Genomic DNA, 17,536 nt, shown 5'->3' with positions numbered 1-17,536 from the left:
GGGCCTCCGAGCCCGGCGGCCGATCCGCTCAGTCGCTGTCGTTGCCCAGGTCGCCACGGAACCAGGCAGCCGCGTGGCGGGCCCGCTCCAGGCAGTCCTCGAGGTCGTCACCGTAGGCGTTGACGTGCCCGACCTTCCGGCCGGGCCGCAGGTCCTTGCCGTAGAGGTGGACGCGCAACTGCGGGTCGCGGGCCAGCGCGTGCGGGTAGCCGTCGTAGAGGTGACCGACCTCGGGGTCGGGGCTGCCGAGGATGTTGACCATCACCGTCCAGGGCTGCCGCGGGGACGGCGAACCGAGCGGGAGGTCCAGGACGGCCCGCAGGTGGTTCTCGAACTGCGAGGTCACCGCACCGTCCTGGCTCCAGTGCCCGGTGTTGTGCGGGCGCATCGCGAGCTCGTTGACCAGCACCTGCGGCCGCCCGGCCTCGTCGGTGGTCTCGAACAGTTCGACCGCCAGGATGCCCGTGACGCCGAGCTCGCCCGCGACGGTGAGGGCGATCTGCTGCGCCCGACCGGCCAACTCCTCGGAGAGCTCCGGTGCGGGCGCGATCACCTCGTGACAGATGCCGTCCAACTGCGTGGTCTGGACGACGGGGTACGCCGCCGCCTGGCCGCTGGGCGAACGGGCCACGATCGCGGACAGCTCACGACGGAAGTCGACCAGCTCCTCGGCGAGCACCTGGACGCCGGTGGCCGAGGCGGCCGCGAAGGCATCGGCGCACTCCTCCACCGAGCGCACCACCCACACCCCCTTGCCGTCGTACCCGCCCCGGGTGGTCTTGAGGACCGCCGGGAAGCCGAACTCGGCGACCTCCTCGGCGGTGGCGACCAGAGCGTGCCGGGGGCACGGGATGCCCAGTTCGGTGAGCCGCTGCCGCATCCGACCCTTGTCCTGCGCGTAGACCAGCGCCTCGGGTCCGGGGCGGACGGCCAGCCCGTCGTCCTCCAGGGCGTGGAGGTGCTCGGTCGGCACGTGCTCGTGGTCGAAGGTGACCACGGTGGCCCCCTGGGTGACGGTGCGGAGGGTGTCGAGGTCCCGGTAGTCCCCGACCAGCTGATCGGGGATCACCTGGGCGGCGGAGACTCCCTCGGCCTCGGCGAGCAGGCGCAGCGGCAGACCTAGGCCGATCGCCGGCTGCGCCATCATCCGGGCCAGCTGGCCCCCTCCGATGACCGCCACCAGCGGGGCGGTGCCGCTGAGGGGTGCGGTGTTGGCTGCGTTCGTCGATCCAGCGTTGGGCACGGGCCAAGCGTATGCACCCGGCGTCCGCCGGGAGACATCGGTTCTCCGGCTGGTGCGCTGCCGGTCGCCTCAGACCGCGACGTCGCCCCTCTCGAACCGCAGCCCCTTGCCCCGGATCGTGGTGATCAGGTGCGGGTGGCGGCTGTCGTCGCCGAGCTTGCGGCGGACCCACCCCAGGTGCACGTCGATGGTCTTCGACGAAGTCCAGAAGTTGGCGTGCCACACATCGCGCATCAGCTCCTCCCGGGAGACGACCTCGCCGGCCCGCGAGATGAGCTTGTGGACCAGGTCGAACTCCTTGCGGGAGAGGGTGATCTCCTCCTCGCCACGCCAGGCCCGACGGGTGTCCGGATCGATCCGGATCTCCTGTACTTCAATCACGCCCGTCACGGTAAAACCGCCCGCCGAGCAAAGGCAAAGGAATGCCCGATCTGGCCAGTGTCCTCATCGTGACATGTTAGCGGTCACAGCTTCGGGGCACTCCGCGACCGGTCAGTTCCGGCGTACGGCGACCGGCTCGACCAGGCCGAATCCACGCACCGGGCGGGCCGGCAGGCGCCGGGTCTCGAACTCGTCGGCCGGCAGCAGCTCGGCCGTGGCGTGGTCGATGATGATCCGGTTGCGCCGGGCCACCGCGGTGAGCCGGGCCGCCATGTTGACCGGGGGGCCGAAGACGTCGCCCATCCGGGTGATGATCGAGCCGGTGGCCAGCCCGACCCGGACATCCGGCATCCGGGAGTCGCGCCCGATGACGTTGATGATCCCCTCGGCGGTGTCGTAGGCCGCGACCGGATCGGGGTTCACGAAGAGCACCGAGTCGCCCAGGCTCTTGATGATCCGACCTCGCTGCATCGCCACGACGTCCGCACAGCGGGACTCGAAGACCTCGACCAGGTCGCCGATGCGGTCCTGGGTCAACTGATTGGACAGGGCGGTGAAGCTGACGATGTCGGCGAAGCCGACCGATGCCTGGGTGGTGAGCAGATCGTGCTCGGCGGCCTGGGCGGCCTCGGCCCGCGCCACGGCGGCGGCCAGATGCCGGCGCCAGGCGTAGAGCATCAGCTCCTCGAATGCCTTCTGGAAGTCCTCGGCGATCCCCATCGCGGTGGACAGCACCCGCGCCGGAGGGACCTCGCCGGTGTCCATCTCCTCGACCTTGTGCAGCAGGGTGGAGACCTCCCAGTCGGAGAGCCGGGCCATGTTCTGCCCCAGCGCTCTGGCCAGCGCGACCGCGAGATCGGTGTCGACCACGCCCTCGTCGATCACCTTGGTGACGGTGCCGAGGGCGGCGATGTCCTCCTCGGTGAAGACCGCCTGGTCGTCGGCCTCGGGGAAGCCGAGGGCCCGCCACAGCCGGCGCGCGGTCTCGACCGGGATGCCCACGCGATCGGCGACCTCCTCGGCGGTGATGTTCTGTGCGGGCACGCCGCCACCGTCGCTGCGCCCGGTGTCGTCCTGGGGTCGGCCCTCAGACACCTTCGCCCCCGGACCGGTGCGTGTCGTGGATCAGGTCGTTGAGCCGCCGCTGGGTCTGCTCGACGTCGGGGATGTCGTGCAACTTGATCTGACCGTACGTGCTCGCATCGCTGATGATCAGCGTGCCGCATCCGAACATCCGGTCGATCAGCCCGAACTCGTAGGCGACATCGCTCATCCGGGCCAACGGCATGTCGTGGCCCTTGCGGGTGATGATCCCGCGGCGGGTGATCAGCCGGCGATCGGTGATCGCGTAGACCGAGGAGAACCACTCGACCACCGGGCCGAGCACCCACCAGACGGCCGCGACCACGACTCCCGCCCAGATGATGATGCTGACAAGGCGGACGTCGACGAACCACTCGATCACGCCCGCGGCGATGACCAGCAGCACCAGCACCACGGCGGGGCCGAAGAGGACCTTGGGATGTGCGCGCATGCTGAGCACGACGCTCTCCCCGTCGTTGAGCAGTTTCTGCGAGATGGCCACAGGTGAATCATGTCACCTGCTCCCAGTCCCCCACACCCAGCCCGGCGCTGGCTACGGACACCGTCTCCACACGTGCATCCCGGGGCCCGGTCAGCCGGCGACCGGGCGGACGTGCACCACGTCGCCGGCTCCGACCGGGGTCGGACCATCCGGGCCGGCGACCACCAGCCGGCCTCCGGTGTCGATGCCGGTCGCGGTGCCGACCAGGGTCCTGTCGCCGGGCAGCTCGACCCGCACGGCCCGTCCGAGGGTCACGCAGGTGGCGGCGTACGACGCGGCCAGCCGCTCGTGTCCGGGCGGGCCCCCGAGCTGCCAGGTCTGGTACGTCTCGAGCAGGGTCGCCACCAGGGTGAGCAGCAGGTCGGTGCGATCGGGTTCGACGCCGGACTCGATCAGCAGCGAGGTCGCGGTGGCCACCGGCAGTTCCGCGGCGCTCAACCCGGTGTTGAGTCCGATGCCGACCACCGCGGCCGGCCCGTCGCCGGCCTCCACGCGCTCGACCAGGATCCCGGCGACCTTCCGGTCCTCACCGGTCTCCTCGGAGGTGATCAGGACATCGTTGGGCCACTTCACGCCGGCGGGGTAGCCGGCCCCGATCAGGGTCTTCGTGACGGCGTACCCGGTCACGAGCGGCAGCCACGGCCACATCCCGGCCGGCAGGTTCGGCCGCAGCACCACCGAGAAGGTGAGCGCGGCGCCGGCCGGAGTCTCCCAGGAGCGGTCCCGCCGCCCCCGCCCGGCGGTCTGGTGCTCGGTCACCACCACCAACCCCTCGGCCGCCCCGTCGCGCGCCCGCTCGGAGGCGATCGCGTTGGTGGAGGGCGTCGCCTCGGAGACCTCGAAACGCACGCCGTCGGCGCCGTGGGCACCCAATCGAGCGCGATCCAAGGGTGAATGTGGTGGGCGTCTCATCGCATCGTCGGTCACGGGCATTAGATTGGCCCACGCATTCCACGCAGGCCAGCAAGGGAGACCCGTTGAGCGCCCAGCACACCGAGAACGTCGGCGAGCAGATCGACATCCACACCACAGCCGGCAAGCTCGCCGACCTCGAGCACCGACTCGACGAGGCGATCCACGCCGGATCGGCCAAGGCAGTCGAGAAGCAGCATGCCAAGGGGCGGTACACCGCCCGAGAGCGGATCGAGATGCTCTTCGACGAAGGTTCCTTCGTCGAACTCGACGAGCTCGCCCGCCACCGGTCGACCAACTTCGGTCTGGAGAAGAACCGCCCCTACGGCGACGGCGTCATCACCGGCTACGGCACGGTCGAGGGCCGTCAGGTGTGCGTCTTCTCCCAGGACTTCACCGTTTTCGGTGGCTCCCTGGGCGAGGTCTACGGCGAGAAGATCACCAAGGTCATGGATCTCGCGATCAAGACCGGGAGCCCGATCATCGGGATCAACGAGGGCGCCGGTGCCCGCATCCAGGAGGGCGTCGTCTCCCTGGGGCTGTACGGCGAGATCTTCCGCCGCAACGTGCACGCCTCCGGGGTCATCCCGCAGATCAGCATGATCATGGGCAACTGCGCCGGCGGGCACGTCTACTCCCCCGCCGTCACCGACTTCACCGTGATGGTCGACAAGACCTCCGGCATGTTCATCACCGGCCCGGACGTGATCAAGACCGTCACCGGTGAAGACGTGACCATGGAGGAGCTCGGCGGCGCGCGCACCCACAACACCCGCTCGGGCAACGCGCACTACATGGCCTCCGACGAGCAGGACGCCATCGACTACGTCAAGGCCCTCCTGTCCTACCTGCCGCAGAACAACCTGGACGAGGCCCCGGTCTTCGACGACCCGGCCGAGCTCGAGATCACCGACCTCGACCGCTCGCTGGACACCCTGGTGCCCGACAGCCCCAACCAGCCCTACGACATGCACGACGTGATCTCGGCGGTCCTCGACGACGAGGAGTTCCTCGAGGTCCAGTCGATGTTCGCGCCGAACATCATCGTCGGCTACGGCCGGGTCGAGGGTCGCTCGGTCGGCGTGGTCGCCAACCAGCCGATGCAGTTCGCCGGGTGCCTGGACATCGACGCCTCGGAGAAGGCGGCCCGGTTCGTGCGCACCTGCGACGCCTTCAACATCCCCGTGCTCACCTTCGTCGACGTGCCCGGCTTCCTGCCCGGCACCGACCAGGAGTGGAACGGCATCATCCGCCGCGGCGCCAAGCTGATCTACGCCTACGCCGAGGCCACCGTTCCGCTGGTCACCGTGATCACCCGCAAGGCCTACGGCGGTGCCTACGACGTGATGGGGTCCAAGCACCTCGGCGCCGACATCAACGTCTCCTGGCCCTCCGGCCAGATCGCGGTGATGGGCTCGCAGGGCGCGGCCAACATCATCCACCGCCGTGAGCTCAAGTCCGTCGAGAAGGCCGGCGGCGACGTCGAGGCCCGCCGCGCGGAACTCATCGACGAGTACGAGACCACCCTGGCCAACCCCTACATCGCCGCCGAGCGGGGCTACATCGACGCGGTCATCCACCCCCACGAGACCCGGCTGGAGATCGTCCGCTCGCTGCGCCTGCTGGCCACCAAGCGGCAGACCCTGCCGGCCAAGAAGCACGGGAACATCCCGCTGTGACCGGCTCCGACACCGGCTCCCAGGCAGGTCCCGAGGCCAGCACGCCCGTGCTGCGCGTGGTCAACCCCGACGCCACGCCGGAGGAGGTCGCGGCGCTCGTCGCGGTCTTCTCCGCGCTGGGCCCGGCCGCCCCGGAGGCGCCCAAGCGGCGCTCCCTGTGGGCCTCCCCGGGTCACCGGGTGCGCGTCCCGCTGCACCCCGGTCCCGGCGCCTGGCGGGCCAGCGGCCTCCCCGGCTGACCCACCACCCGGCCCACCCTTCGTCCGCCGAACTCGTCCTGCCTCGCCTCGACGAGCTCGGCGGACGTGGCGCCTGACTCCGGCGGACATGTCCACTGGTCCGGAGGGTCCTGCCAGCGGGCCGAGGGGCCTGTCAGGACCACGCCGGAATCACTAGGGTGAGAGCCGAACGGGCCACGGGGCCCGACTTCTCCGGGGAGACACGGATGGCGACGCTCAACCCCTACCTAAGCTTCGACGGTGACGCCCGCGCGGCTCTGGAGTTCTACGCCGCGGCACTCGGCGGTCAGCTCGAGATCAGCACCTTCGGCGAGTTCGCGAGCGATGAGATGCCGGTCGAGCCCGATCAGGCCGACCTGGTGATGCACGGTCAGGTCACGACCGAGGACGGGCTGGTGCTGATGGCCTCCGACACCCCCGCCGGGATGACCTACGTCGCGCCGACCCCCGGGGTGACGATCGCGCACACCGGCGGCCCGGCGGATCACGACCGGCTGAGGGCCGCGTTCGCCGCCCTCTCCGAGGGCGGCCAGGTCGAGATGCCCCTGGAGCTCGCGCCCTGGGGTGACCACTACGGCGCATTCACGGACCGGTTCGGCGTCAGCTGGATGTTCGACATCGGCACCGAGTGAGCGGCGCCGTGGGGGCCGGGCAGTAGGTTCGTCGGGTGACCCGAGCCGTCGATGACCGCACCGACCGATTCGTCGAGGAGTACGCCGCCCTCGATCCGATCACCGCGACCCAGGTCGGTATCGCCGGCCACGACCATGACCTGCCCGACCTGTCCCCCGACGGCTTCGCGGCCCGTGAGGAACTCACCCGGCGGGCCCTGGCCGACGTCACGGCGCTGACTCCGGTCGACGAACGGGAGACCATCGCGCGGGACGCGTTCCTCGAACGCACCGGGCTCGATGTCGAACTGCTCGATGCCGGGCTGTCCAGGTCCCAGTTCTCGGTGATCGCCAGCGGGGTGCACGAGCTCCGTGAGGTCTTCGATCTGATGCCCACCGAGGGTGAACAGGCCTGGAGCGCGATCTCCCGACGCCTCGCCGGCGTCCCCACGGCCCTGGCGGGCTACGCCTCGACCCTCATCCGGGAGGCCGACCAGGGCCACCTCGTCGCGGCCCGCCAGTACGCCGCGGTGGCCGGCCAGATCCGGCACTGGACCGCGCAGGAGGGCAGCACCGGGGCGTTCTTCACCGAACTCGCCGCCCAGGCGCCCGACGACCTGTCGCTGGAGCTGCGCACCGACCTGACCGCTCACGCCGCCGGGGCCAACGCCGCGCTGGCCGAGTTCGGCCGGATGCTCGAGCGCACCCTGGCGCCCCGGGGGCGCGACAACGAGGCGGTCGGCAGGGAGCAGTACGCCCTCGAGTCGCGCCGCTTCCTCGGCGCCACCGTCGATCTCGAGGAGACCTACGCCTGGGGTTGGTCGGAGCTGCACCGCATCGCGAAGGAGATGGCCCGCACCGCCGACAGCATCCTGCCCGGCGCCGGGGTGCGCGAGGCGGTCGCCCACCTCGACGCCGATCCGTCGACCAGGATCACCGGCACGGAGGCCTTCCGCGACTGGATGCAGGAGCTCGCCGACCGCACCCTTGCCGAGCTCGCCGAGACGCACTTCGACATCCCCGAACCGATCCGGCGGATCGAGTGCCGGATCGCGCCCACCGACGACGGCGGGATCTACTACACCGGGCCCAGCGAGGACTTCACCCGGCCGGGTCGGATGTGGTGGTCGGTGCCGGCGTCGGTCACCGGGTTCTCGCCGTGGCGGGAGGTGACGACGGTCTTCCACGAGGGTGTGCCCGGGCATCACCTGCAGATCGGCCAGGCCACCCACAACAGCGCCCTGCTCAACCGGTGGCAGCGGTTGTTCTGCTGGGTCAGCGGCCACGGCGAGGGCTGGGCGTTGTATGCCGAGCGGCTGATGGAGGAGCTGGGCCACCTCGACGACCCGGCCGACCGGCTCGGCATGCTCGACGGGCAGAGCTTCCGCGCCGCGCGGGTGATCGTCGACATCGGCATGCACCTGGAGCTGGAGATCCCCGCCGACAACCCGTTCGGGTTCCATCCGGGCGAGCGCTGGACGCCCGACCTGGGCCGGGAGTTCCTGGGCGAGCACTGTCTGATGGACCCCGCCTTCCTCGACTTCGAGGTCAAGCGCTACCTCGGTTGGCCCGGTCAGGCGCCGTCGTACAAGGTCGGCGAGCGGATCTGGCTGGAGGCCCGGGAGAGCGCCCGTTCGCGCCACGGCGAGGCGTTCGACCTCAGGTCGTTCCACCGGTCCGCTCTCGATCTTGGGTCGCTCGGTCTCGACCCGCTCCGTGCGGCTCTGGACAGGATCTGAGGACGCGCCACCCGCGGCACGGTGATCCCGACGGCAGCCACGCCCGGCGGGTCACTCGGCCGCAGCTCAGTGGAGACGGGTGAGCGGCAGACCGGCGAACAGCCCCTCCGCGGGCCACCGCTCGGCCAGCGCCAGCAGCAGGTGCACGGTGTCGACGTCCTCGGCCGCGCGCCGCTGGGCCTGCTCGAAGCCGGCCAGCAGCAGCATCTGCGTCTCCTCGTCGTAGGGCACCGGCACCGGCGGGGTCTCCACCGCGGCGGGGAGCCGCTCCTCGGCGGCGTCGCGGAACGCCGCCGCGTCCACGTCCAATGCACCCAACCGGACTGTCAGCGCCTCGTCGGCCATCACCCCGAGGAGCAGGTGCGCCGGCGTGACCCACGCGGCGCGCCCCTCGACGGCGTACGCATGGGCCGCCATCAGCGCCTGCTGCGCGGCCGGGGTGAAACGACTGAAGCCCTGGCTCGGGTCCAGCGGCTCCTTCTCCCGGGCCGCCTCGTCCCGGGCGCGGACCGCGAACCTCTTCTGGGCGGCCTGACGCGTCACCCCGAGGCTGGCGCCGATGTCGTTCCAGGAGGCCCCCGAGGCACGTGCCTGGGCAACGAAGTGACCGATCAGGTCGTCCGCGACGGCGGTGAGGTGGCTACCGAGGATGGCCGCGTCGGCGAGCTGGTCGAGCACATCGTCATGCGCGCGGCCGATACCGGCCACGAGGTCCTCGAGCGAGATGGTCACAGACGGCACGGAAGTCATGCCGTCAACCCTAGGTTGACGCAATTCGCCCGTCAACCCAGGGTTGACAAGCCGTTCTGCTCACTGCCCCAACCGAGTGAGCTCCTCGTCGACGACCTCGAGGTCGAGCTTGGTGAAGACCGGCGTCGGCTTGCTGACCGGGGTGCCGACCGCGATGGGAGTACGACGCCAGGCCGGAGCCCCGGTGTAGTCACCGGTGATGATCGGGTAGCCGGCGCCGCCGTCGAGATCCTCGACCTCCTCGATGCGCGGCAGCGGCGCGATCTCCCCACTGCCCCCGAAGACCCGGTCGACCGCGTTGGCCGAGAACGGGAGGAACGGAGAGAGCACGAGATTGAGGTCCGCCACGCACTGGGCGGCGACGTGCAGGACCGTGCCGAGCCTGGCCGGGTCGTCCTTGATCTTCCATGGCTCGGTCTCGGCGAGGTAGCGGTTGACCTCGCCGACCGCCCGCATCGCCTCGCCGATCGCCTGCTTCTGCCGGTGGCGCTCGATCAGGTCGCCGACGGTGCCGAAGCTGGCATCGACGAGGTCGAGCACGGCTCGGTCCGCGTCGGTCAGCTCGGCCGCGGCCGGGATCTGACCGAAGTTCTTCGCGATCAGGTTGGCGGTGCGGTTGACCAGGTTTCCCCAGCCCGCCACCAGCTCGTCGTTGGTACGGCGCACGAACTCCGACCAGGTGAAGTCGCTGTCCTGGGTCTCGGGACCGGCGACGGCCACGAAGTAGCGGAACGCGTCCGCCTGGTAGCGGCTCAGCAGGTCGCGCACGTAGATGACGACCTTCTTGGAGGAGGAGAACTTCTTCCCCTCCATGGTGAGGAACTCGCTGGAGACGACCTCGGTCGGCAGGTTGAGCTCGCCGTAGTGCCCAGGCTTGCCGCCGTTGCTGCCCTTGCCGGAGTAGGCGAGCAGTTCGGCCGGCCAGATCTGGGAGTGGAAGGTGATGTTGTCCTTGCCCATGAAGTAGTAGGACACGGGCTCGTCCGCGCCGCTCGGCGCGGGGTTCCACCACTGTCGCCAGGCCTCCGGGTCACCGGAGCGACGTGCCCACTCGATCGAGGCCGACAGGTAGCCGATCACCGCGTCGAACCACACGTAGAGCTTCTTGGTGGGGTTTTCGCGCCACCCCTCCAGCGGCACCGCGATCCCCCAGTCGATGTCCCGGGTCATCGCCCGGGGCCGGATCTCCTTGAGGATGTTCTGGCTGAACCGGATGACGTTGGGCCGCCACAGGCCGGTCTGCTCGCGCTCGTCGAGCCACGCGCCCAGCGCCTCGGCGAGCGCTGGCAGGTCGAGGAAGAAGTGCTGGGTCTCGATGAACTCCGGCGTCTCTCCGTTGATCTTGGACACGGGGTCGATCAGGTCGTGCGGGTCGAGCTGGTTGCCGCAGTTGTCGCACTGGTCGCCGCGGGCTCCGGCGGCCCCGCAGATCGGGCAGGTGCCCTCGATGTAGCGGTCGGGCAGGGTGCGCCCGGTCGAGGGGCTGATCGCGCCGTAGGCGGTCTGCTCGACGAAGTAGCCGTTCTCATACACGCCCCGGAAGAGCTCCTGGACCACGGCGTGGTGGTTGCGGGTCGTCGTACGCGTGTAGAGGTCGTAGGTCAGGCCCAGGGAGCAGAGGTCCTCCGCGATCATCCGGTGGAACTTGTCGACCAGTTCCTGCGGCGTCACGCCCGCCTCGTCGGCGGCGATGAGGATCGGCGTGCCGTGCTCGTCGGTGCCGGAGACCATCAGCACGTCGTGGCCGGCCATCCGCATGTAGCGACTGAAGATGTCGGAGGGTACGCCGAAACCGGCGACATGGCCGATGTGACGCGGCCCGTTGGCGTAGGGCCAAGCGACTGCGGAGAGGACCTTGCTCATGGTCCCTGATCCTAGTGTCGGGCTCCGGGGCGATCCTCATCGGTGCTCGGCCGCGGGACCGAGGACCGGGTCAGCCAGGACTCAGCTGAAGTACGCCGACCGGCGGGCGGCGATCCGTCGGATCTGGGGCAGCTTGTTGTAGAGCGCCAGCCCGGGGCAGGCGGTCTGGTTGGTGTCGCGGTGGCCGTCGATCACCTTGAGCCAGACCTTCCGGCCGGCCGGGAAGAGATCGCTGCCCTCGGAGATCCGGAGCGTGCGGGCCCGCGGCTTGCGGTGGTATCGGTCGAGCTTCCACGCGGCGATGCGACCCAGCATCCGGATCACCGCGGGCCCGGGTGGCCGCCGGTCGAAGGAACCGATCACCGCCACCCCGACCGAGGCATGGTTGAAGCCCAGGGTGTGCGCACCGCGGACGACGCGGAACGGCCCCCCCGAGCGCCCCACCCAGGCGCGTCCGAAGCGGTCGACCAGGAAGTTGTAGCCGATGTCGTACCAGCCCAGGCTGTGGGTGTGGTACCGGTAGAAGCCGCGCAGGATGCCGGGGACGTCGGCTCGTGAGTAGGACAGGCTGCTCGCGGTGTGGTGGATGTGGATCTGGCGGACGGTCCGGGCGTAGCGCGGTGTCCCGTTGAGCCAGCGGGGATTGGCGCCCCACTGCGTACGGGTGAACATCTTCGGGACCGGCGCCGACTTCGGGCGGGCGGCGGCGCCCAGCCGACGCTCGGCCGGTGCGGGCGCCGGCCGCGGCCGGATCACGGCCTTCCCGGTCGCCTGCCGGCCGGCGGCGTCGGGCTCGATCAGCGCCAGGGTCGGCCCGGCCGGGAGAGTACGCCGGATCTCGAGTTGGACGGCACGGGCGCGGCCGACCCAGACCGGCTGGGTGCCCGCCTTCCCGGCCGCCTCGTCGGCCTGGGGCAGGTCGTGCTGCTGCGGCAGCACCTGCCAGCGCCGCCATCCCTCCGCCGTACGGACCCGAGCACGGACGACCGGCTCCCGGTGGGAGGTCTTGGATGGTTCGGCCCAGGTCAGCCCGAGCATGGTGAACCCGGAGGTGCGGAGCACCCCGGTGCGCCAGGTCTTCGCAGCGCTCCTCTCCAGCCGTCCGTCGAGATCGACGTCCAGCGAGGAGACGCCACCGGTGGGGGCCAGCCGGAGGAGCGGCCCGTCGATGCTGCGGCCCGGCGCCGTCGGCGTCCCGCTCCGAGGCTCGGCCTGGGCCGGCGGAGCCATCATCAGACCTACGGCGAGGGCGATCGTCGCCACCCCCGCGGTGTGACGGGCATGGGCACGGGGCAGGCGGGGGAAGCGCGACGTCTGCATGGTGACAGATGATCGGACAGTCGCCCGGCTCACGACCGGACCGGGCGTGCTTCGGCGCGTCGCCCGCCTCGAGACGGACTCAGCTGAAGTTGAGCTCGTCGGTGCGGGCGCGCTTGAGCTCGAAGACGTGCGGATACTCCATGACCATCGAGAACCCGTCCCACAGCCGACCCGCTTCCTCACCCTTGGGCGCCTTGGTGATCACGGGTCCGAAGAACGCGCTGCCGCGGTAGGCGATGGTCGGGGTGCCGACCTCGTTGCCGACCTGGTCCATGCCGAGGTGGTGGGAGGTCTTGATCGCCTCGTCGTAGGAATGCTCATCCATCGCGTCGGCCAGGTCGGTCTCCAGCCCCGCCTCGGCCAGCGCGCCCTCGATCAGTTCACGGGTAAACTCCTGGCCCTCGATGTGCCGCCGGGAGCCGAGCGCGGTGTAGAGCGGCAGCAGCGCGTCCTTGCCGTGCTTCGCCTCCGCGGCCGCGAGGACCCGCACGGGTCCCCAGGCGGTGGAGAGCAGCCTGCGGTAGTCCTCGGGGATGTCCTTGTCCTCGTTGAGGTAGGCCAGGCTCATGATGTGCCAGGTCACCGAGAGGTCGCGCACCTTCTCCACCTCGAGGATCCAGCGAGAGGTGATCCAGGCGAAGGGGCAGGCCGGGTCGAACCAGAAGTCGACGTTGTCGCTCGTAGTGCCAGTCATGGAGGACAGTCAAGCATCCGGCGCGAAAAACGGGGCGCGGTCGTCTCGACCGCGCCCCGCTACCGCCGGATTCCTCCTCAGGAGGCCACCCGCACGGTGGTGCTTGTCGACGCGGGCAGCAGGACGCCCCCACCGGGGTGATTCACGACGACGCGCTGGGCGCCCGGCCGCAGTCCCGCGAAGCGCAGGACGGCCTTGCCATCCACGAGTCGCGCGGTCAGCGTGCGCCCACCGACCTGAGCCGATACCGACCCGGGCGTCGGGAGGACACCTGGTGAGGCGACCCAGATGCGGACCACGGCGCCGTGCTTCCTCCCCACGGCACGCACCCGGAACCAGGGCTTGCTGCGGACGACCCCTGCCTCCCGTCGTACCTCTGTGGACCGGTGGCCCGCGCTCTGCACGATGACGCGCAGGGCGAGGCTCGCACCCACGTCGGTCTTACGCACTCGGTAGCTGCGGCCCTGGGCGACCGGCTGGCCGTTGCGCAACCAGGAGTAGACGGCGGTCGCGTCGGCCGGGGTCGTGACGACCGGGGTCGCGGTCAGGGTCTGACCGACGACCGCGGCACCCGAGACGGTGCCGCCCCCGCGTACGCCGACCGCCGGGTCGCCGGCGGGCCCGACCGGGGCCGAGCGCACCGCGAGATCGTTGAAGCCTCGGCGTCGGGCCGTGACGGCGGCGGTGACGGTCGCGCCGGCGTGCGCCTGGTTCACCACGAAACTGGCCCCGGTCGCGCCGGCCACCGGCCGTCCGTCGGCGTACCACTGCACCGCCTTGGCCTCGGCTCCCGGGGTGTAGCTGCCGGGATCCAGGGTCAGGGTCTGGCCGACCGCCATCGAACCGCTGATCCGAGGGGCTCGGCGGTTGGCCAGGTCACCCGGCGCGATCGGCTGGGTCGCCGGTGTCATCACGCTCGCCGAGGAGAACCCGGACTTGCTCGCGGTGACCTTGACCGAGAGCCGACGACCCAGTCGCGCCCGCATCGGCCGGAACTTCGCGGTGGTGACCTTGAACGGGACCCCGTTGTCGTACCACCGATAGCTGAGCTTGACGCCTGGCTGGTTCCACCGACCCGCGCTGGCGGTGAGGAAGTGACCGATCTTGGCCGTGCCGTTCAACGCCGGCCGGGCCGTGTTCACCAACGGCTTCTGGGCGACGTCCTTGAAATGGATGAAGCCGGAGGGCCAGGTGTTGCTGGTCCTGCTGATCCGACGCCAGTCGAAGGAGCGTCCCCAGTTCGACTCCGAGACGACGATCTCGGTGGCCGTCACCTTCTCGACGTAGGCGACGTGGCCGCCACTGCCGATGCCGGGACGGTTCGACTCCCACCACGCGATCGAGCCGACGGTCGGGGTGGCATCGGTGCGCTGGCCCATCGCCCGGCCCCAGTTGTAGGCCATCCCCGAACCGCTCCACGGACGGCTGCTCGACATGCCGTTGCGGATCAAGCGGTACGCCGCGTAGTTGGTGCAGTTCACGCCCGAGTACATCTGCCAGTACATCCGGCCGCTGGCCGCGCCGTACCCCGCGTCGGAGTACCCCGCCGAGCTGCACGCCGAGTACCCGCTGCACAGCAGCGTGGAGCCGGTGAGCCTGGTGGCCGGTGAGAACGAGCCCCAGGACCGGGCACCGTCCGGCACGGTCGGCTCGGCCACGGCGGGGGTGGCGCACAGGGGCAGGAGGAGCGCCAGGAGAGCGAGACCCGCCGCTCGCCCGGCGTACCGGCGTGATGGTTGTGAACCATGTGACTGGAGATGCACGTGGTGAACCATATGCAGAAAGTTGTCAAGAGTGACACGCCGGTCGGGGAACTACATTTTTGTAATTCTCGGATTGAGCGTGAATCCCCGCACCCGTCCGCCGTCGCTCGGTCCGCAATGAGAGACTGCGCACCATGCCAGGCACCAATCTGACGCGCGACGAAGCGCGCACCCGAGCCGCCCTGCTGGACGTCACCTCCTACGCCGTCGACCTGGATCTCACCAAGGGCGAGGAGGTCTTCGGGTCCACCACGACCCTGCGCTTCACGTGCACCACGCCCGGGGCGGGGACCTTCGCCGACCTGGTCGGCGCGACGGTCCACGCGATCACGCTCAACGGCCGTTCCCTGGACCCGGCAGAGGTCTACGCCGATTCGCGGGTGGCGCTCGCCGACCTCGAGGCCGACAACGTGCTGGTGGTCGAGGCCGACTGCGCCTACAGCCACACCGGCGAGGGCCTGCACCGCTTCGTCGACCCGGTCGATGACCGCGTCTACGCCTACACCCAGTTCGAGGTGCCCGACGCCCGGCGGGTGTTCACCACCTTCGAGCAGCCCGACCTGAAGAGCACCTTCGCCTTCACCGTGACCGCGCCCGCGGACTGGGCCGTGGTCTCCAACTCCCCCACGCCTGCCCCCGAGGCGCACCCGACCGACAGCGCCTCGGCGGTCTGGCGCTTCGCCCCGACCAAGCCGATGTCCACCTACATCACCGCGATCGTGGCCGGCGAGTACCACGAGGTGCAGGACGTCTACGAGGGCAAGTTCGGCACCATCCCGCTGGGGCACTACTGCCGCCAGTCGCTGGTGCCCTACCTGGACCGCGACAACATCGTGGAGACGACCAAGCAGGGCTTCGCCTGGTTCGAGGAGAAGTTCGACTACCCCTACCCGTTCGGGAAGTACGACCAGCTCTACGTGCCCGAGTACAACATGGGGGCGATGGAGAACGCCGGCTGCGTGACCCTGCGCGACGAGTACCTCCCGCGCAGCCGCCAGCCGCGGTCCTTCTACGAGTTCCGCACCTCGGTGATCCTGCACGAGATGGCGCACATGTGGTTCGGCGACCTGGTCACCATGCGGTGGTGGGACGACCTGTGGCTCAACGAGTCCTTCGCCGAATGGGCCTGCTACTGGGCCGAGGCCGAGGTCACCGACTTCACCGACGCCTGGACCGGCTTCGCCAACGCGCGCAAGCAGACCGGCTACCGCCAGGACCAGCTGCCCACCACCCACCCGATCGCCGCCGACAACCACGACCTCCAGGCGGTCGAGGTCAACTTCGACATGATCACCTACGCCAAGGGCGCCTCGGTGCTCAAGCAGTTGGTGGCCTGGGTCGGCCTCGAGCCCTTCCTCAACGGGCTCCGCGCGTACTTCAAGGAGTTCGAGTTCGGCAACTCCGAGTTCCGCGACCTGCTCCGCCACCTCGAGACGGCCTCGGGCCGCGAGCTGGACAGCTGGGCCGGTGAGTGGCTCCAGACCGCCGGCGTGAACACCCTCGCGCCGGAGTTCACCCTCACCGACGACGGTGGCTACGGATCCTTCGCGGTGCGCCAGAGCGCCCACCCCGACTGGCCGACCCTCCGCCGGCACCGGCTGGGGATCGGCCTGTACGACAAGAACGCGCACGGCGCCCTCGTGCGCCGTACCTACGTCGAGGTCGACGTCCGGGGTGAGCGCACCGATGTGGCCGAGCTGATCGGCCAGACCCAGCCCGACCTGCTGCTGCTCAACGACGGCGACCTCGCCTACGCCAAGATCCGGCTCGACGAGCGGTCGCTCGCGACCGCGGTGGGCGGCCTCTCGCGGCTCGAGGACTCCCTCGCCCGCGCCCTGGTGTGGGGAGCCGCCTGGGACATGACCCGCGACGCCGAGATGACCGCCACCGACTTCGTCAGCCTGGTGCTGGCCAACATCGGTGCCGAGACCGACGCCTGGGGTGTCAGCCGGATCCCGGCGTACGCCGCCCAGGCGGTCAATTCCTTCTCCGCCCCCGCCCGCCGGGCCGAGCTCCAGCAGCGTTGGGCCAGTGGCCTGCGCGACCTGCTCGAGCAGGCTGAACCGGGCAGCGACCACCAGCTCACCTTCGTCCGCAGCTACGCGGCCGCGGGCCGCAGCGAGTCCGCCGTGGCCGACCTGTTGGGGCTGCTCGAGGGCACCCTGGTCTTCGAGGGGCTCGAGGTCGACCAGGATCTCCGGTGGATCCTGATCACCGGTCTGGCCGCCGCCGGCGCCTACGGTGAGGCGGAGATCGCCGCCGAGCTCGAACGCGACAACACCATCTCCGGCCAGGAGCACGCGGCCGCGGCACGCGCCGCCCAGCCGAGCGCCGAGGCCAAGGCGGCGGCCTGGCAGGCCGCGGTGGTCGAGACCGGCACGCCCAACGAGACCGCCCGCTCGATCGTGTTCTCGTTCATGCGGCACGGCCAGGACGAGGTGCTGGCGCCGTACGTCGAGAAGTACCTCCTGGCCGCCGACACGCTCTGGGAGCACCTCGGCACCCACCGGGCCTCGGTGGTCCTGGAGTACATCTTCCCGAAGCCGCTCGCCTCCCCCGCACTGCTGGAGACTGTGGACGCCTGGCTGGAGTCCTCGCCCGCCGAGCCGGCCGCCAAGCGCTACGTGCGCGAGGGCCGTGCCGAGGTGGCCCGCGCCCTGGCGGCGCAGGCCAAGGACGCCGAGGAGCGCTGAGCACCCCGTAGGACGCGGCGCCACGACGCCCCCGTGCGAGCATGCTCGCACGGGGGCGTCGTCC

The 17,536-nt window shown here is 70.4% G+C and carries 15 protein-coding genes; 5 read left to right on the top strand and 10 right to left on the bottom strand.

Translation table 11 applies throughout. The features are described from left to right. Positions 1 to 28: 28 nt before the first annotated feature. The 5 genes from G515_RS0107440 to G515_RS0107420 form a co-directional block, all read right to left on the bottom strand. Entirely contained in the window at positions 29 to 1,243 is a 1,215-nt protein-coding gene (locus G515_RS0107440; RefSeq protein WP_084653270.1) for a 5-(carboxyamino)imidazole ribonucleotide synthase, read from the bottom strand. A 69-nt stretch (positions 1,244 to 1,312) separates the two neighbouring features. Continuing rightward, entirely contained in the window at positions 1,313 to 1,624 is a 312-nt protein-coding gene (locus tag G515_RS20060; protein ID WP_036554869.1) for a winged helix-turn-helix domain-containing protein, read from the bottom strand. 111 nt (positions 1,625 to 1,735) lie between these two features. Then, the gene (locus G515_RS0107430; RefSeq protein WP_028659647.1) at positions 1,736 to 2,668 is read right to left on the bottom strand and encodes an adenylate/guanylate cyclase domain-containing protein; all 933 of its coding nucleotides are present in this window, start codon (positions 2,666 to 2,668) and stop codon (positions 1,736 to 1,738) included. A gap of 43 nt (positions 2,669 to 2,711) precedes the next feature. After that, positions 2,712 to 3,209: a PH domain-containing protein gene (locus G515_RS0107425; protein ID WP_028659646.1), complete on the bottom strand. Its 498-nt coding sequence runs from the start codon at positions 3,207 to 3,209 to the stop codon at positions 2,712 to 2,714. A 90-nt stretch (positions 3,210 to 3,299) separates the two neighbouring features. Next, entirely contained in the window at positions 3,300 to 4,097 is a 798-nt protein-coding gene (locus tag G515_RS0107420; RefSeq protein WP_245565284.1) for a biotin--[acetyl-CoA-carboxylase] ligase, read from the bottom strand. 89 nt (positions 4,098 to 4,186) lie between these two features. Between G515_RS0107420 and G515_RS0107415 the strand changes: the two genes are divergently transcribed. From G515_RS0107415 to G515_RS0107400, 4 genes are all read left to right on the top strand, one after another. Beyond that, positions 4,187 to 5,800, top strand: a complete 1,614-nt coding sequence (locus G515_RS0107415) for an acyl-CoA carboxylase subunit beta (protein WP_028659644.1) — start codon at positions 4,187 to 4,189, stop codon at positions 5,798 to 5,800. Further along, on the top strand, positions 5,797 to 6,039 hold the full coding sequence (locus tag G515_RS0107410) for an acyl-CoA carboxylase subunit epsilon (protein ID WP_051217989.1): 243 nt from the start codon (positions 5,797 to 5,799) through the stop codon (positions 6,037 to 6,039). The genes G515_RS0107415 and G515_RS0107410 overlap by 4 nt, the downstream gene beginning before the upstream one ends. 206 nt (positions 6,040 to 6,245) lie before the next feature. Then, positions 6,246 to 6,671: a VOC family protein gene (locus G515_RS0107405; protein WP_028659642.1), complete on the top strand. Its 426-nt coding sequence runs from the start codon at positions 6,246 to 6,248 to the stop codon at positions 6,669 to 6,671. A gap of 35 nt (positions 6,672 to 6,706) precedes the next feature. After that, complete coding sequence (locus G515_RS0107400) at positions 6,707 to 8,389, top strand: DUF885 domain-containing protein (protein WP_028659641.1); 1,683 nt, start codon at positions 6,707 to 6,709, stop codon at positions 8,387 to 8,389. A gap of 66 nt (positions 8,390 to 8,455) precedes the next feature. On the opposite strand, the gene G515_RS20055 is transcribed toward G515_RS0107400, so the two are convergent. From G515_RS20055 to G515_RS0107375, 5 genes are all read right to left on the bottom strand, one after another. Then, positions 8,456 to 9,139 carry a Clp protease N-terminal domain-containing protein gene (locus G515_RS20055; RefSeq protein WP_051217988.1) on the bottom strand — a complete coding sequence of 228 codons (684 nt, stop codon included), beginning with the start codon at positions 9,137 to 9,139 and terminating at the stop codon, positions 8,456 to 8,458. Between the two features lie 60 nt (positions 9,140 to 9,199). Next, on the bottom strand, positions 9,200 to 11,002 hold the full coding sequence (gene metG, locus G515_RS0107390) for a methionine--tRNA ligase (RefSeq protein ID WP_028659640.1): 1,803 nt from the start codon (positions 11,000 to 11,002) through the stop codon (positions 9,200 to 9,202). An 81-nt stretch (positions 11,003 to 11,083) separates the two neighbouring features. After that, positions 11,084 to 12,322, bottom strand: coding sequence for a peptidoglycan recognition protein family protein (locus tag G515_RS22575; protein ID WP_051217987.1), 1,239 nt, complete (start codon positions 12,320 to 12,322; stop codon positions 11,084 to 11,086). A 79-nt stretch (positions 12,323 to 12,401) separates the two neighbouring features. Then, positions 12,402 to 13,016 (bottom strand): DsbA family protein, encoded by a 615-nt coding sequence (locus G515_RS0107380; protein WP_028659639.1) that lies wholly within the window; start codon positions 13,014 to 13,016, stop codon positions 12,402 to 12,404. A gap of 77 nt (positions 13,017 to 13,093) precedes the next feature. Beyond that, positions 13,094 to 14,779, bottom strand: coding sequence for a CHAP domain-containing protein (locus tag G515_RS0107375; protein ID WP_169570473.1), 1,686 nt, complete (start codon positions 14,777 to 14,779; stop codon positions 13,094 to 13,096). A 134-nt stretch (positions 14,780 to 14,913) separates the two neighbouring features. Between G515_RS0107375 and pepN the strand changes: the two genes are divergently transcribed. Further along, a complete protein-coding gene (gene pepN / locus G515_RS0107370) occupies positions 14,914 to 17,472 on the top strand; it encodes an aminopeptidase N (protein ID WP_028659637.1) in 2,559 nt (852 codons plus the stop codon). Positions 17,473 to 17,536 lie beyond the last annotated feature (64 nt).

The organism is Nocardioides insulae DSM 17944, from assembly GCF_000422825.1.
Classification (GTDB): domain Bacteria; phylum Actinomycetota; class Actinomycetes; order Propionibacteriales; family Nocardioidaceae; genus Nocardioides; species Nocardioides insulae.
Note: the sequence above shows the minus strand (reverse complement) of the source record. Positions and strands in the feature narration are given on the sequence as shown.